Below are 15,715 nucleotides of genomic sequence, written 5' to 3' on the forward strand. Positions count from 1 at the left end.
AGGGAATCAGCCCCTGCCTACTTCATTTTTATCGTAAAAAGCTCTGTTTGTCCTTTTTTCGCTTCATTTGCGCCTGCAAATTGCAAAGGTTCTGCGGCATCGCCATTCATAATCACCATAGGGATGACGGTGCTGCTTGCTTTTTCTTTTATTAAATCCAGCCGGCACGTTAAAAGCAGATCGCCTGTTTTCACTTTGTCTCCTTCTTTTACATGCGCTTCAAAGCCTTCGCCGTTCATATTGACGGTATCCAAACCGACATGTATCAAAAGTTCCGCTCCGGAAAGGGTGCGGATGCCGACAGCGTGTTTTGTATGGAACAGCTGAATCACTTCTCCCTCAACCGGTGAAACAATTTCTCCGTTTGCAGGCTCGACGGCGATCCCGTCCCCCATCATTTTTTGTGAAAATACAGGATCCGGCACTGAAGCCAAATCCATCACCGCTCCGTCAGCCGGAGAAAAAATCACTTCCTCGGCCGGCTTTTTCCGGCTGTCTCCCAATCCGAATAATTTTTTCAGCAATGTGTTGTGCTCCCCTTCCTAAATGTGAATCCGTTACCAGTTTATTCTCCACTATTTAACCATACTTTCTTTTTTCCTTCAATTCTTAACCATACGGCATAGCATCGCATAGTCTGTTTGTAAAAAGGCGGTGGTCATATGGATCAATCCCAAAACGATAAACTTGATCCGCAAAGTAATGAGGACATCATCAGCCATGCGATGGACCAATTTTTTCACTCAGGTCCCTTCGCAGAATTGATGCAGGGTTTTCAGCACCTTGTCAATTCGGCTTTTACTGAAGCGCAAGTGACGATTGACGTCAGAGAAGAGCCGACGGGGCTCGCGGTTGATATCGGCGTTCCCGAGACGTTCCGTGACGGGGATATGCTGGTGGAAACGAAAGGGTGCTACCTTCACGTTACAATCCGCTACGATCATAAACAGGCTCAATCATCCCATGTGTCTTCAAGCATGACAAGAACCGTTGTCCTCCCGTATAAGGTAAGTGAAGAAGATATGGAAACATCCTGGAATGAACAGACGCTTACCCTCTTTTTCCCTAAAAAATAAGCATGAATGATGGATATCATTCATGCTTTTTATTTGAAGATACTGGTGAAGCCTTTCACCAGCGATCCGACCTGATTTACGGCGCTTACCATCTGCCCCGTTGTATCCATCATTTTATTGAAGTCAAACTGTCCATTCGTTTTTTTAAACTGGGAGAGTATGCCTGAGAATTGGGAAGACTGCTGCTGATTCGGTCTGGGAACGGGGTAAGGATTCACAAACCCCGGCTGGCCCCCGGGCATGCCTGCCTGAGGAGGAGCAGGAGCAAACGGCTGCTGTATATGACCGTATTCCTGATTCGGATAAAATTGCTGCGGGTACTGCCCTTGCTGATGATATGGCGGCTGCTGCAATGGCTGTATCTGCTGCGGATACGGCGGCTGTAATGGCTGTATCTGCTGCGGGTAGAAATATCCCGCCGGCTGCTGGTACATATTTTGATATGGCTGCGCTCTCCATTGCATATGACATTCCCCCTTGTCTCTCACTAAGTTTCTGCTATATATGTATGAATTCCGCCTTGGTTATGTGCTTTCGGTGATTCTGATCTTTGTCAAATGCTGTCGAAAGTCTTAATTTTTTAAAAACAGAAAAAAGTCGAATCGTTATGTTAACATAATCTCAACATACATGAGAGGGGATGCACCATTATGAACGTATCATACTTAAGAAAGCGTTTTGCTGAAGTGAAAAAATATGAAACAGATTGTGCAGATAAACTGATGGACTTTGCAAAATTCCTCTATATTCAAGGCCATCTCACCGCAACCGAATTTCGAAACAGTATGAAGGTTCTCGAAGCAAGTGGAGCAGAAAACCCGGCGTATGAATAACATACCCGACCCCTTTATATAAAAGAAGGCAGCCGTTTTCAGCTGCCTTCTTTTTCAATTTCATCCCTTAATATACGAAGCGTATATAAAACAGATTCAGTTAAATCCCTGTATCTTTTTTTATGAATATGATGAACATATGATTGGAGCATCAGCTCCCCGAAATTTTCTGTAACGGCCTGAATTTGTGCATGATGAACGTATTTCGGACGGTTTTCCTGAATAAACGCAAGCGCTGCTTCTGTCCAAAGCGCGCAAAGCCGGTCTCTTTTTTCAACATCGGGTTTAATCGTCTCAAAAAAATCATATGAACGGCCTGACTCTTTTCCATCCTGATACCTTTTTTCGGCTTCCAGAACCGCCTCTATCATTTGTTCTGTCAGCTCCAATAACGACTGTGTCTGCAAACGGACTCACCTCAGTACATATGGTACCAAAGTTTTTGCACAAAATCAGCTTATCCGGCAGACTCGCGGCAAATCCTTTTTACGCCGGTCAGTCAAAAACAGGTCATCAATACAAACATGAAGCTCCCGCGCCTCTTCCTCAAGACGGGAAAGTTTCTCCTGTCTGATTTCTTCAGCTTCCGCCTGACAGCATCTGACTGCTTGGGTAAGCGTTTTTTCAGCAGCAGAAATCCGGATTTCGATATCAGAAAGCAGACGGAGAATATCAGCCTTGCTCGTGTAAACAGACATTCATGTTCCTCCCTTTTATCACTTGCATCTCTTTCAAATATAATTCTCGTTTTCATACCGCTCTCCTCTGCACATGACAAAACTAGAAGCAGTTCGGCAAACAAACAGAGATTATCCTAAAAGGCGTGCCTTTCGACAAAAAAGTGCCGCAAACTTTGTATGAACCGGCACGTTAATGCAAACGATACAGTTGAGGAGGTGCCGTATGAAAACGAGACCGAAAAATGCAGGTAAACAGCAAAAAACCGAAGCAAAAACGACTGATACGCTTGATAAAAAATTAGGCGGCCCAAACCGCCCTTCCACGTAACACATCAGCAGCCCGAAACCCCAGCGAACGGTTTCGGGCTTTTTCATTTCTTCAGCCACTCTTTAACCGCGAAGAGCGCATGGAGCTCCCGTCTTTTCTGGAAGTACCAGTCCGTCAGTTCAAGCTGTTTCGGCATTTTCTCCTGTAAGAAAGCCCCTTTTCTTAACCTTTTTTGAAACCAATCCGCCCTTTCGCCGTCTAATGGGTGGGCAACAATGGGATAGGTTGTCCTAAGCATCGGTGATGTTCTTTTTTTGATGCCGATCATTTTCTCCATATCAAAGCGTGAACCGGTATGAGGAACGGTATCAAGAAAACGGTAAAAAGAAGCGTGAAGATCAGGGCTGAACAGAAGGCGGGCCAGCTGTTTTCCGAGCGTAATTCTCTCTTCGGTTTTTGAAAACCGTTTGACGGAAATTCCGTATAAATGTCCGTCAAATGAAGGGAATATCACCGTATTAAAGTGAAACCAATCACTTAAATAAAAAGGAATCGTGCCAAAAACATTCTTTTTAAACGAAGGATTTTGTATAATAGGTGCTTGGATAGTGTTTTGTTCATTTATAATAAGAGCATACATGAGCCGTTCCGTATCTCCGTCACGCCAAAAGCGGAACCATTCTTCCTGCATAAAAGCCGAGACGCGGAAATAAGGAAGATGACGGAAAAGAGGTTCGCCGATTTGTTTTGACCACTGGTAGACCAGAAGCTGAGGATAGGCATCAGAAAAAATCAGCCAATTCGCCCTTTCATACGAAAGGAAAAACCAGTTTTTCTGACTGCTGTCAAGGCCCTCCTGATAAAGGACGCCTCTTAAATCAGTCATCGACCAGCCCGCATTGCGGGACACAAAGGATGCCAAAAGCGGCCACTTGATCTCAGGATGGCGGTCATAATATGCTTTATAGGCATTCGTCCGGGAAATATTATCGGCATTTTTTATTTTCGTCTCTTTTTCGATCAGGCGAAGAATGGCGGTTACGGTCTGTCGTTTATGCACGTTCATTCACTTCCGTCACTATTAGTTTGATAAGGAGGATGGAAAAAGTGATTCGGTACCCGAATGGAAAAACTTTTCAGCCGAACAAAACGGTTTCATCCCAAAACAGCCAGAAACGGTCTCATTCATACAGTAATCGCGGCATGACCCTCGAAGACGACCTGAATGAAACGAATAAGTATTATCTGGCTAACCAAATTGCTGTCATTCACAAAAAGCCGACACCCGTCCAGATTGTAAACGTCCACTATCCGAAAAGAAGCGCCGCAGTCATTAAGGAAGCTTATTTTAAACAGTCTTCAACAACTGACTACAACGGCATTTATAAAGGACGCTACATCGATTTCGAGGCAAAAGAAACAAAAAACAAAACGGCATTTCCCCTGCAGAATTTTCATGATCATCAGATTGAGCATATGAAGCAGGTGGTCAGGCAAGACGGCATTTGTTTTGTTATTATATCCGCTTTCGGAAAGGTTTATTTCCTCGAAGCCGACAAGCTGTTTGTCTTTTGGGAGAGAAAGGAGAAGAACGGCAGAAAATCAATTCGCAAAGACGAATTAGAAGATGCTTCCTTTCCGATTTCCCTTGGATACTCACCGAGAATTGATTATATTAGTATTATTGAACAGCTTTATTTTTCGCAGGAACAGTAGACTGAGCGAAAGGTTGATAAACGAAAGGTTGAGATGTTATGTCAGATCAATTTACGAGCCGTGAAGAACGCCGTAAGGCAAGGCAGACGAAAAGCACTAAGCCCTCTTCACCGAAAAAAGGCAAGAAACAGCGTAAAGGCGGTTTATTCAAAAAGATTGTGCTGTCCTTGGTTATTCTGTTTGTCCTTGGCATAGTCGGCGGAGCGGCGGCATTTGCCGTTTTGGTTTCCGGCGCGCCGTCTTTGGACGAAGCCAAGCTGAAAACGCCTTACTCTTCAACGATTTACGATAAAAACGGAAAAGAAATCGCGGAAGTGGGCGGTGAAAAACGAACCTACGTCCCGATTAAGGATATACCCGATGTTGTGAAAGAAGCATTTATCGCAACTGAAGACGCCCGTTTTTATAAGCACCACGGTATAGACCCGATTCGTATCGGAGGCGCTTTGGTCGCCAACTTTACGGATGGGTTCGGTTCAGAGGGAGGAAGCACAATCACCCAGCAGGTTGTGAAAAACTCGCTTTTGACCCATCAGAAAACGATTAAACGGAAAGCACAGGAAGTGTGGCTTTCCCTGCAGCTGGAGCGCCATTATTCTAAAGATGAAATCTTAGAAATGTATTTAAACAGAATTTATTTCTCACCGCGCGCCTACGGCGTCGGAAAAGCGGCTGAAGAATTCTTCGGCGTAAAAGACTTGAGCAAGCTTACGGTTGAACAGGCGGCGACGCTTGCCGGAATGCCGCAAAGCCCGACCGGATATAACCCGGTTAAAAACCCGAAGGCTTCCGAAAAACGACGAAACATCGTTCTCAGCTTAATGGAAAAACAAGGATTCATTTCAAACTCTGAATACCAAAAAGCGAAGAAAGTGTCCATGAAAGATGAAGGCGTCGTCAGCCAAAAGGAATACGATAAAAAGGACACAAATAAATACAGCGCTTTTGTCGAAGAAGTTATGAAAGAAATTGAGACAAAAGAAAAGAAAGACGTCGATATTTCAACTGACGGACTGAAAATTTATACGACTCTTGATACGAAAGCACAAGATTATCTTGATCAATTGATGAACGGCGATACAGCCGGATTTACCGAAGGCATGCAGGGCGGCGTCACGCTCCTTGATACGACAAACGGAGAAATCCGCGCCATCGGAGCAGGACGGAACAGAACTGCAGGCGGATTCAATTATGCAACACAAGGTAAAACCCAGCCCGGTTCAACCATAAAACCGATTCTTGATTACGGCCCGGTCATTGAAAATAAAAAATGGTCGACGTATGAGCAGATTGACGATTCTGCATATACGTACTCTAACGGCACACCGATCCATGATTATGACAATAGATACAGAGGCCAGATATCAATGCGAGAGGCCCTCGCAGACTCACGTAATATCCCTGCTTTAAAAGCATTCCAAGCAGTTGGAAAGGATAATGCCGTGGACTTTGCAAACGACCTGGGATTAGGTTTAAACAAAGATCAAGTATATGAGCCCTATTCTATCGGCGGTTTTGGGGATGAAAATCGCGGTGTATCTACTATGACCATGGCAGGCGCCTACAGCGCTTTCGGAAATAACGGAACGTACAATGAACCGCATGCGGTCACATCAATTGAATTTAATGACGGCACTAAGCTTGATTTAACACCGAAACCGAAAAGTGCTATGAGCGATTACACGGCATTCATGATTACCGATATGCTCAAAACAGTCGTGCAGTCAGGAACAGGCAGACTGGCTCAAGTACCGAACGTGGAAGTCGCCGGTAAAACGGGTACGACAAACTTTACTAAAGGTGATATTCAAAAATATAACATTGCTCCAGGCGGAGTTCCGGATTCCTGGTTTGTCGGATACACCCCTCAATATACTGCGGCGGTTTGGACCGGAGTTGAGTCTGGCAACAAAGCAGGCAAGAAATCACTGTCTTCTGCAGACCAGCAAGTCGCAAAACGGATTTTCCAAAAGCTGATCTCATACGTTGATGACGGTAAAGGAAGCTTCAAGCAGCCTGACAGCGTCGTAAAAGAAACAGTTGAGAAAGGCTCGAATCCTGCCGCTTTAGCCGGACCGAACACGCCGGATGATAAAAAAGTGACGGAGTACTTCGTGAAAGGGACGCAGCCAACTGCCGTTTCTAAAACGTATACGAAAGAAAAAGCCGATAAACCGACAGGATTGCAAGTGAAATACGACAAAGATAAAAAATCATTAACCTTAAGCTGGAATTATGACGGTGATGCAACATTCAATGTCAAACAATCCGTTGACGGCGGAAGCTACAGTGACATTCAAAACAGTTCGGCAAAAGAAGCCGTCGTCTCAGATGTCACGCCAGGCTCCACATACAGCTTCCAGGTGACAGCGGAAAACGATGACGGAAAAAGCGATACGGCATCAGCATCTTTCAAAGTCCCGAAAGATGAAGAAGACGATGCGGATAAAGATAAAGCGACTGACGATGAACAGAAGACTGATGAAGATAAAGATAAGGACAAGACGCAAACCGATGATTCAAACAAAGATGACGATCAGACAGATACGTCTGACGGATCGGATCAAACACCAACTGATGACCCGGATAAAAATCAGGATCAATCCGATAAGGATCAAACAGATAACAACAATCAGAATCAGCCCGGCAACGGGACCGATAACAACGGACAGCAAGATAACGGCTCTGATAATGATTCCGATTCCGGTTCAGACGGCTCAAATAAACCTGACAGCGGTCAAACGGATAAAAACCAAGACTCATCTTCAACTATCAACGGGCAGTCCAATTCGTCAACCATCCAGTCAAATCCCGCTCATTAGCGGACGAAATCCTTCACCCCAAACAGGTGAAGGATTTTTTTTGTACAAAAAAACCTCCTTATGGGAAAAGGAGGTTTTTAACATTTGTTCATGGCTTCATATTTATGATATTGTTTCTTCATCTCCGTCATCAATTCATCCAGCTGAATAAACGAGTGAAATTGAGTCGGTTTTGTTAAAATAAACGCCATTCGCTCCGCCCAATTGATCGGTTCCGCGGGAAAATGCTTTGTTTCAAGCACAGTCCAGTCGAGTGATGTGACCCGCTCCCCTGCCGTCCAATGAAAAGCGGCAATCAGACAGGCTATTCCCTTCAGCATGTCATTTTGATCACATCTCGATTTTCTTGTTTGAAAAACGGGAAGCAGCGTTTCTTTCGTTTCATTCCAAATCTGAAAAAGAAACGGGACATATTCGCCCCTTTCCCTCCATGGCTGCACTGTTGGCTGACCGCTGAAATCCATATACAGCGGATGGCGGCGCAGCGCCGCTTTGATCTCGAGGCTTTCCAAGTCCGTAAGGCTGCGCAGGTATGTTTCATAGCCTGCCAGAATGTCAATCGCCGTCACCGTTTCACCAGCCCTTTTTTGTCACGCTTCTGCCCTTCTCTGCATAGCGGAAGCAAAGGACATTCCGCACAGCGGGGAGATTGCGCTTTACAGTGATACCGGCCGAAAAATATTAATCTGTGATGCGTAACAGACCAATCCTCTTTCGGCACTTTTTTCATTAATGTTTTCTCTACTTCCAAAACAGAGTCCTTCCAGCGGCAGATGCCGAGCCGTTTAGAGACCCGCTCCACATGAGTGTCTACTGCGATCGCAGGTACGCCGAAAGCAACAGACACGACCACATTTGCCGTTTTCCGTCCGACACCCGGCAGCTTCACAAGCTCATCCCGGTCTTTCGGCACTTCTCCGCCGTACTCTTCAATGATCATTTTGCTCAGCTTTTGAATATTTTTAGCTTTATTACGGTACAGACCGATTGATTTAATATCCTGCTGGAGTTCTTCCAGCGATACGGCAAGATAATCTTCAGGCCGTTTATATTTTTGAAATAGCGTTTTTGTCACTCTGTTGACGAGAGCGTCCGTACATTGCGCGGATAATGCGACTGCCACAACCAATTCGAAAGGATTTGAATGGACAAGTTCACATTCTGCGTGCGGAAACATATCGCCGATTTTTTCAAGACAATATTCAATCTGCTTTAAATTTAACACGTTTCTCCCCTTCTCATGTTATTGTTCCAGCCAATTGTAAAAAGGCACCTGCCTCGTATACTCTTTTTGCGGATCATTCTGTTTCGTTTGAACACGCCGGAATTTTTGGCTGTGCGCCTTCGCCTGCTCAACCGTTTTGAAACCGTTCTTTTTCCATTCAAATAAAATCCGGTCAATATAGCGAAAACTGAGTTTCCCAGATAAAACGGCTTCTTTTAAGGCGTGTTTAATCAGAATCGCATCATGCTGATCCTGATCCTGCCATATGGCCAGCGTCTCGCATTCAAGCGGCGACAGCGGTCTTCCGAACTCTTCTTCAAAGATGGTATACAGGCTTTTTTGTTCTCTTTCTGACGTTCTTTCCTGCGTTTCATTTTGAGAATGCTGCATGTAATCATACAGCTTCGCCCATAACGGCTGCAGAGAATATTTTTCAAACTTTATGCCGTTATGGTCTTCACATTCTTCAATAAACAGAAAACCTTTTTGAATAAACATTCTCAGGCAGCTTGTACATTCTTCAGCAGAGATGGACATGCCTGATTGAAGTTCAAACGGCGTCGGAAAATAAGAGCCCTTTTCCAAATGCATTTTAATCTTCAAAAGCAGGATCAATTCGGTTTCATTCAGCCCGAGCTGCCGGTAATGTGTCAGCAGCAGGTTGGGAATGCTTGAAATGCCGAGTTCCTGCATATCTATAAATTGCTGTTTTTTCATCCTTACACCTCTTATTGTAAAAGGTTATCTCCGGGAGCTTTCCCCTTTACTTAGAAAAAGTCTCCCTTGCAGGAGACTTCGTTTTTCATAACTATTACGGATACAGACGGTTCAGAAGTCTCGGGAACGGAATCGTTTCACGCACGTGAGGCGCTCCGCTGATCCAAGCCACTGTCCGCTCAAGTCCGAGGCCGAAGCCGGAGTGCGGAACAGAACCGTATTGTCTGAGTTCAGCATACCATTTGTAAGCATCTGAATCCAGACCGTGTTCTTTTAATCTTTCTTCCAATAAATCCATATCATGAACGCGTTCTGAACCGCCGATGATTTCCCCGTAGCCTTCCGGAGCGATTAAGTCGGCACATAACACGACATCGTCACGATCTTTGGCAGGCTGCATATAGAACGGTTTTAATGACGTCGGGTAATGAGTGATAAACACCGGTTTGTCATAACTTTCTGCGATCGCTGTTTCATGCGGCGCACCGAAGTCATCTCCCCACTCAATATCGTCAAAGCCTTTTTCTTTCAGGAATTCAATCGCTTTATCGTACGTAATGCGCGGGAATGGCGCTTTGATTTGTTCAAGCTTCGATGTGTCTCTTCCTAATGTGTTCAGCTCGATCTTACAATGTTCCAGCACACTTTGTACGATGTATGCAACATAATTCTCCTGAACTTCAAGGTTTTCTTCAAATTCAACAAATGCCATTTCAGGCTCAATCATCCAGAATTCGATGAGATGGCGTTTCGTTTTCGATTTTTCCGCTCTGAACGTCGGTCCGAAAGAGAATACTTTTCCGAGCGCCATTGCAGCTGCTTCCATATACAGCTGGCCGCTTTGAGACAAGAAGGCGTCTTCATCAAAATATTTCGTCGCGAACAGCTCAGTCGTGCCTTCGGGAGCGCTTCCCGTCAAAATCGGCGGATCAACTTTCACGAAGCCTTCTTTGTTGAAAAATTCATAAGTCGCACGGATGATTTCGTTACGGATTTTCATAATCGCGTGCTGGCGTTTCGAACGGAGCCATAAATGTCTGTGATCCATTAAGAATTCCGTACCGTGCTCTTTAGGCGTAATCGGATAATCAGTCGCTTCGTGAATGACTTCAATGGATGTAACAGCAAGCTCATAGCCAAGCGGTGAACGCTCGTCCTCTTTCACAATTCCTTTTACATAAAGTGACGTTTCCTGCGTCACTGATTTCGCGATTTGGAAGATGTCTTCTTCTACTTCAGCTTTGACGACAACTCCCTGAATGAAGCCGGTACCGTCTCTCAGCTGTAAAAATGCGATTTTACCGCTTGAGCGTTTATTAGCGACCCAAGCTCCAATCGTTACTTCCTCGCCTGTGTGTTTATACACTTGGTTGATTGTTGTTTTCAAACTCTTTCCCTCCAGAACAAGAAAGACATTCAGGAATCTGCCTGAATCTCTTTTTTCATCACTTTATTATACCCGTTCTACTCTAACGGGGTCAATGCAAGTGAAAAGCGGCTTTAAAAGCCGCTTTTTCAGAATCAGCTGTGTTTTTCCGTAAAGCGGCGGATTCTCTTGACCGCTTCTTCTAAAAGATCGAGTGACGTTGCGTAAGATAAGCGGACGTTGTCCGGTGAACCGAAACCCGAGCCCGGCACGATGGCGACTTTTTCTTCTTCCAGAAGCGCCTTGACGTATTCATCGACATCTTTGAATCCGCAGTTTTCTGCGGCCGCTTTGGCGTTAGGGAAAAAGTAAAACGCCCCTTCAGGTTTGACACAGGTGAATCCGGGAATCTCACTGAGCTGAGCGTAAATGGTATTCAGTCTGTCCTCAAATGCCTGTCTCATCTCTTCAAGCGGCTCAGCCGGCCCGTTATAGGCCGCAATGGCGCCGTATTGAGCGATGGACGTCGGATTGGATGTGCTGTGGCTCGCGAGGCTCGTCATCGCTTTAATAATCGTCTCCGAACCCGCCGCATAGCCGATCCTCCAGCCCGTCATGCTGTGAGATTTCGAAACGCCGTTAATGATAATCGTCTGCTCTTTCAATTCATCTGAAAGCTGTGCGATTGAGACGTGTTTTTTTCCTCCGTATGTAAGCTTCTCATAAATCTCGTCAGAAACGATCAGAATGCCATGCTCCAGACACACTTTTCCGAGTTCCGAAAGCTCTTCCTTCGTATACATAACACCTGTCGGGTTGCTCGGTGAATTGATAATGAGCGCTTTTGTTTTCTCGGTGATAGCCTGCTTCAGCTGCTCCGGTGAAATTTTAAACTGATTGGATTCCAGCCCTTCTGCATAGACGGGACGCCCCCCTGCCAGTTTCACCTGCTCAGGATAGCTGACCCAGTAAGGAGTCGGTATAATCACTTCGTCCCCTTCATCGAGAATGACCTGAAATAATGTATACAGAGCGTGTTTCGCTCCGGTGCAGACAATGATTTCTGACGGCTTATATTCAATCCCCTGATCGTTTTTGAATTTTTTTGCGATACTGTCTTTCAAGGCCGGCAGACCGCCTGAAGGCGTATATTTCGTATGGCCTTCATTCATGGAACGCACCGCGGCATCTATAATGTGCTGAGGCGTATTAAAATCCGGTTCTCCTGCTCCGAGGCCGATGACATCATGGCCTTCCGCTTTCAGCTCTTTCGCTTTTGCGGTAATTGCAAGTGTTGCAGACGGTGTTAATGCGGATACTCTTTTTGCCAATTTCAACTTGAACTCCCCCTAATACGTCTCACGGTGTGATGTTTTTGAGAATCTTGCCGCTTGTAAAGTCCACATAGCTAAAGCTATACTGCCCGCTTTTGTTGATATAGGTCACTTCCCATAACGGAACATTGTTTTCTCTCGCCGGGTGAACGCCATTCAGCTTGGAAACAAGCCCTTCGTCCCGAACGATCTTGGCAGCCTTGCCGCTTGAAATGCCGTCACTGGCTTTTTTTGAGAGAATTTTTGCTTTTTTGTCGGCCGGAACCCATACATACATATCTTTTCCATGTTTATCCGTTCCGGTAACAACATAATATTTCTGTTTGCCGACAAAGGTCTCCACTTTCTCAGCGTCTGTCAGATTCGTTTTTTCTTTAGCGGCTGCGGCAGCTGTTTCGTGGCCTTCTTCTTTTTGAGCCATTGCAGATTTAAAAATGCTGGCCGAAAATAAAAGAACTGCTAAAAAAATAATACCAAATACGACTGTAAATATTAATGCTTTTTTTCTCATCTTTTTCACCTATGTGCGATAAATGGTGAAGACCGCTTCATTTTGATTTTCTTCGTCGAGCGCAAGGCCGAACATCAGGTTGTCCCGTTTCAAAGTCCGGTTTAATGTATCGACGATTTTATATAAATCATCTGAATGCTCCACATTAATCGTTGACAGAATTTCAATTTTGCTTTCCATTTTTATACCCTCCATCGGTCGAACAAATTTTGTTAGTCATAACGGGATGCGCCCGCGGCATAATAAAATCACAAGGCGGCATGAACCCGCTTTTACTATAAAAACAATTCCTCATCCCACACCACGAAAGCCGCGTTTATGCGGCTTTTATTCCGTTTGGCTGACATAAGCCCCGAGTTCGGCATCCGTCAGCTCCAAAAGGGATGAAGTCGGGAGCGCTTCAAGAAACAGCCGTCCGTATCCCGCCGTCTTTACACGCTGATCTAAAAGAACGATCGTTCCCTTGTCTCCCGCCGTACGGAGCAGGCGCCCGATCCCCTGTCTGAACGTTAACACGGCCTCAGGCAGGGAAATCGTCTGAAACGGATTTTTCCCCTGCTTCTTGGCAAATTCGCATTTTGCGGCGTGAAGCGGATTATCAGGCGCCCTGAAAGGAAGTCTTGCGATCATGACGGTTGACAATTCATCCCCCGGAAAATCAACGCCTTCCCAGAAATGATTCGTCCCGAGCAAAATCGCCCGGCTTGCCGTTTTAAAGGTTTTCATTAATTTACCGGGACTCCCGCCTGAAATACCTTGGGCGAGAAGCTGAATGCCTGAGATCTCCATACTGAGTTTCAGTTCCTGATACACTTTTTTCAGCATATCATGAGAGGTAAACAGGACAAGGATCTTCGGCTGTTTTCCCTTTGACATGATTTCTGCATACTTGGCAATATGCTCAATGACTTCCCGCTCCCCGTCATATTTAACGGATTTCATCTCTTTCGGAATGATGACGTTCATCTGATCATCGTAAGAAAAAGGAGACGGGATGCTTTTGGTGCGCGGATAAAAATCCGCAAGTCCGAGCCTTTCAATCATAAATTGAAAAGACTGCTCCACCATTAAGGTCGCTGATGTGAGCACAACGCTTTTTTTGCGGGCGAAAAACTGGTCTGCCAGCATTTCACCGGGCTCCAAAGGCTGCGCATAGATGCTGACGGCATTTTTTGCGCCCTTCGCATCAATTTCAACCCAAACGGCTTCTTTCTCATCATTTTCAAACAGCAGCCTGCTGAACGTATCGCGATATTCTTTCAGCCCCCTGATACACTTTACATATTCGCCCGCTAAAAAAGCCGCTCCGCTTTTCATCTGATCAAGCTTTTGGTGTAACAGTTTCTCCTGTACGGAAAACATGTCAAGCAGCTGATCCAGCATCGCACAAAGCCGCTCCGCTCCGTCCGTTATCATGTGAAACCCTTTATCCTGGCTTTTATGATTGAGACTATAGACGAGACGGTTCAGATCGTCTTTAGGTTTTCTTCGTTTGACAAAAGAATGCACTGAACTGAAAAATGCGTCGCTTTCCGATTGAATATGCTTCATCCACTCATCGGCGTCAAAAAAACTTTCCGCCGGCAGTTCATACGTATAAAACAGTTTTCTCATCCGCTTTAACAGTCCGTGTTCCTTTAAGGTCCCGATTCGGCTGAGCTTTGTGTGCAGTCCGATGTATGAAGCTCTCTTCCCCAGGTGCTCGCTGGCGGCGCGTTCGAAATGATGCGCTTCATCAATGATGACCGTTCCGCTTGCAGGCAGTTTTTTCGTTTCACTGCTTTGATCTGAAAACAGCAAAGCATGGTTTGTGATAATCAGATCTGCGGCCTGCGCTTTTTCTTTAGCCCGTTCATAAAACCCGGCAGCCGAGTCCTTCCCTTTTTTCATAAAAGAATTCTCATCGTAAGCCATGCGCTCCCACAGCAATCTGCCGCCTGATGGAAGATTCAGCTCAGCGGCGTCGCCCGTTTCAGTCTCCGTCAGCCAGACGAGAAGCTGCGCTTTCGTCAAAACCGCATCATAGTTGTCATCTTCCTCATGCAGAATATGTTCAAACTTCGGCAGGCACAGATAATGTGATTTCCCTTTTAAAATAGCAGCTTTGACCGGCCAAGGAAACATACGCTCCAAAAGCGGAAGATCTTTAGACATGATCTGCTGCTGCAAAAGAGTAGAGTACGTGCTGATAATGACGGGAGTTTGTTCCGCTTTGGCAAATAAAACAGCCGGAACGAGATAACCGATCGTTTTTCCGATGCCGGGCGCCGCTTCAATCAGCGCATGCTCCCGATTGCGGAAGGCGCCAAGCACTTCATCCATCATCGTAAGCTGTCCTTTCCGCTTTTCATAGCGGGGGATGATGCCGGACAAGATCTGTTCTTTTTCTTCGTTCCACTTTTCAAGGTCAATGGCTGCATTCACCGGACGGGAAACCGGAATGTGATCGGGCTCTTTAATTGAAAAAGAGGCGTATGGAATGCAGCTCTTTTCTTCCGCCGGCCTGCTTTCATGTATAAAAGAATCCAAAAGCAGCGTCAAATCGCTGATAAAATGCTGTGAAAGCCTTCTAAGCTGCTTTAACGTCGGTAAAGGCAGATGTTTCAGTTTATGTAAAATGTCTAAAAAGACCAGGCCCGTAACCTCCGCATCGCTGTCTGCGCGGTGAGGGCGGTCATGAACAATATTCAGCTCCGCGCACAACTCACCGAGCTTATATCCTTCAAACCCCGGGAAAACAATACGCGAAAGCTCAACCGTATCAAGCACTTCACAATCCGGCAGCTCATAGCCCGCTTCGCTCAGTTCATGCCGGACAAATCCGAGGTCGAAATGAATATTGTGGGCAACAAAATACGCGCCGTCAAGCAGATGAAAAATCTCCTCTGCGACCGCTTCAAACGGCAGTTCATTTTCAACCATTCCGGACGAAATTCCGGTCAGCTGTTCAATAAACGGCGGGATGGCCTGATTCGGATTGATATATTTTGAAAACCGCTCAGTTATTTGTCCATTTTCAATGACAACCGCTGCGATTTGAATGATTTTATCGCCCTTTTTCGGCGAATTTCCTGTTGTTTCGACATCTATGACAACGAACCGTTGTTTGTTCATTAAAATGGACACCTCAATTCTTGCATACGAGAAAAGTGTAACACGTTTTGTTG

At 45.5% G+C, this 15,715-nt stretch carries 18 protein-coding genes; 5 read left to right on the forward strand and 13 right to left on the reverse strand.

Translation table 11 applies throughout. The features are described from left to right. Positions 1 to 17 precede the first annotated feature (17 nt). Positions 18 to 524 carry a PTS sugar transporter subunit IIA gene (locus tag L3V45_RS10735; RefSeq protein WP_003153536.1) on the reverse strand — a complete coding sequence of 169 codons (507 nt, stop codon included), beginning with the start codon at positions 522 to 524 and terminating at the stop codon, positions 18 to 20. 138 nt (positions 525 to 662) lie between these two features. Between L3V45_RS10735 and L3V45_RS10740 the strand changes: the two genes are divergently transcribed. Continuing rightward, positions 663 to 1,076 (forward strand): alpha-crystallin domain-containing protein, encoded by a 414-nt coding sequence (locus L3V45_RS10740; RefSeq protein ID WP_003153535.1) that lies wholly within the window; start codon positions 663 to 665, stop codon positions 1,074 to 1,076. Between the two features lie 29 nt (positions 1,077 to 1,105). Here the strand turns inward: L3V45_RS10740 and L3V45_RS10745 are convergent, their stop codons facing one another. Then, entirely contained in the window at positions 1,106 to 1,540 is a 435-nt protein-coding gene (locus L3V45_RS10745; protein WP_003153534.1) for a YppG family protein, read from the reverse strand. Positions 1,541 to 1,726: 186 nt separating this feature from the next. Here L3V45_RS10745 and L3V45_RS10750 point away from each other — a divergent pair, with 186 nt between their 5' ends. After that, positions 1,727 to 1,909 carry a YppF family protein gene (locus L3V45_RS10750; RefSeq protein ID WP_003153532.1) on the forward strand — a complete coding sequence of 61 codons (183 nt, stop codon included), beginning with the start codon at positions 1,727 to 1,729 and terminating at the stop codon, positions 1,907 to 1,909. A gap of 38 nt (positions 1,910 to 1,947) precedes the next feature. Here the strand turns inward: L3V45_RS10750 and L3V45_RS10755 are convergent, their stop codons facing one another. Together L3V45_RS10755 and L3V45_RS10760 are read right to left on the reverse strand one after the other, a co-directional pair. Further along, positions 1,948 to 2,316 (reverse strand): YppE family protein, encoded by a 369-nt coding sequence (locus L3V45_RS10755; RefSeq protein ID WP_003153529.1) that lies wholly within the window; start codon positions 2,314 to 2,316, stop codon positions 1,948 to 1,950. Positions 2,317 to 2,361: 45 nt separating this feature from the next. Next, positions 2,362 to 2,607: a DUF5446 family protein gene (locus tag L3V45_RS10760; protein WP_003153527.1), complete on the reverse strand. Its 246-nt coding sequence runs from the start codon at positions 2,605 to 2,607 to the stop codon at positions 2,362 to 2,364. Positions 2,608 to 2,812: 205 nt separating this feature from the next. Here L3V45_RS10760 and sspM point away from each other — a divergent pair, with 205 nt between their 5' ends. After that, on the forward strand, positions 2,813 to 2,917 hold the full coding sequence (sspM, locus tag L3V45_RS10765; protein ID WP_003153525.1) for an acid-soluble spore protein SspM: 105 nt from the start codon (positions 2,813 to 2,815) through the stop codon (positions 2,915 to 2,917). Positions 2,918 to 2,960: 43 nt separating this feature from the next. Here the strand turns inward: sspM and L3V45_RS10770 are convergent, their stop codons facing one another. After that, on the reverse strand, positions 2,961 to 3,923 hold the full coding sequence (locus L3V45_RS10770) for a DUF2515 domain-containing protein (protein WP_014305287.1): 963 nt from the start codon (positions 3,921 to 3,923) through the stop codon (positions 2,961 to 2,963). 41 nt (positions 3,924 to 3,964) lie between these two features. Here L3V45_RS10770 and recU point away from each other — a divergent pair, with 41 nt between their 5' ends. Next, entirely contained in the window at positions 3,965 to 4,573 is a 609-nt protein-coding gene (gene recU / locus L3V45_RS10775; RefSeq protein ID WP_003153521.1) for a Holliday junction resolvase RecU, read from the forward strand. A gap of 38 nt (positions 4,574 to 4,611) precedes the next feature. Further along, a complete protein-coding gene (locus L3V45_RS10780; RefSeq protein ID WP_044053364.1) occupies positions 4,612 to 7,395 on the forward strand; it encodes a PBP1A family penicillin-binding protein in 2,784 nt (927 codons plus the stop codon). A gap of 77 nt (positions 7,396 to 7,472) precedes the next feature. Here the strand turns inward: L3V45_RS10780 and L3V45_RS10785 are convergent, their stop codons facing one another. From L3V45_RS10785 to dinG, 8 genes are all read right to left on the reverse strand, one after another. Beyond that, positions 7,473 to 7,964, reverse strand: a complete 492-nt coding sequence (locus tag L3V45_RS10785) for a YpoC family protein (RefSeq protein WP_014305289.1) — start codon at positions 7,962 to 7,964, stop codon at positions 7,473 to 7,475. Then, the gene (nth, locus tag L3V45_RS10790) at positions 7,961 to 8,620 is read right to left on the reverse strand and encodes an endonuclease III (protein ID WP_003153517.1); all 660 of its coding nucleotides are present in this window, start codon (positions 8,618 to 8,620) and stop codon (positions 7,961 to 7,963) included. Before nth ends, L3V45_RS10785 begins: the two co-directional genes overlap by 4 nt. Before the next feature lie 18 nt (positions 8,621 to 8,638). Beyond that, the gene (gene dnaD / locus L3V45_RS10795) at positions 8,639 to 9,337 is read right to left on the reverse strand and encodes a DNA replication protein DnaD (RefSeq protein WP_003153516.1); all 699 of its coding nucleotides are present in this window, start codon (positions 9,335 to 9,337) and stop codon (positions 8,639 to 8,641) included. Positions 9,338 to 9,431: 94 nt separating this feature from the next. After that, positions 9,432 to 10,724: an asparagine--tRNA ligase gene (asnS, locus tag L3V45_RS10800; protein WP_003153515.1), complete on the reverse strand. Its 1,293-nt coding sequence runs from the start codon at positions 10,722 to 10,724 to the stop codon at positions 9,432 to 9,434. A 134-nt stretch (positions 10,725 to 10,858) separates the two neighbouring features. Next, positions 10,859 to 12,040, reverse strand: coding sequence for a pyridoxal phosphate-dependent aminotransferase (locus L3V45_RS10805; RefSeq protein ID WP_234949379.1), 1,182 nt, complete (start codon positions 12,038 to 12,040; stop codon positions 10,859 to 10,861). A gap of 22 nt (positions 12,041 to 12,062) precedes the next feature. Continuing rightward, positions 12,063 to 12,548, reverse strand: a complete 486-nt coding sequence (gene tseB, locus L3V45_RS10810) for a cell wall elongation/penicillin-binding protein regulator TseB (protein ID WP_119891484.1) — start codon at positions 12,546 to 12,548, stop codon at positions 12,063 to 12,065. Positions 12,549 to 12,557: 9 nt separating this feature from the next. After that, complete coding sequence (locus L3V45_RS10815; protein ID WP_003153512.1) at positions 12,558 to 12,728, reverse strand: YpmA family protein; 171 nt, start codon at positions 12,726 to 12,728, stop codon at positions 12,558 to 12,560. 147 nt (positions 12,729 to 12,875) lie between these two features. Next, the gene (gene dinG, locus L3V45_RS10820) at positions 12,876 to 15,662 is read right to left on the reverse strand and encodes an ATP-dependent DNA helicase DinG (protein WP_014305292.1); all 2,787 of its coding nucleotides are present in this window, start codon (positions 15,660 to 15,662) and stop codon (positions 12,876 to 12,878) included. Positions 15,663 to 15,715: the final 53 nt, after the last annotated feature.

Origin of the sequence: Bacillus sp. R45 (assembly GCF_021729365.1) — a bacterium.
Lineage (GTDB): Bacteria > Bacillota > Bacilli > Bacillales > Bacillaceae > Bacillus > Bacillus velezensis.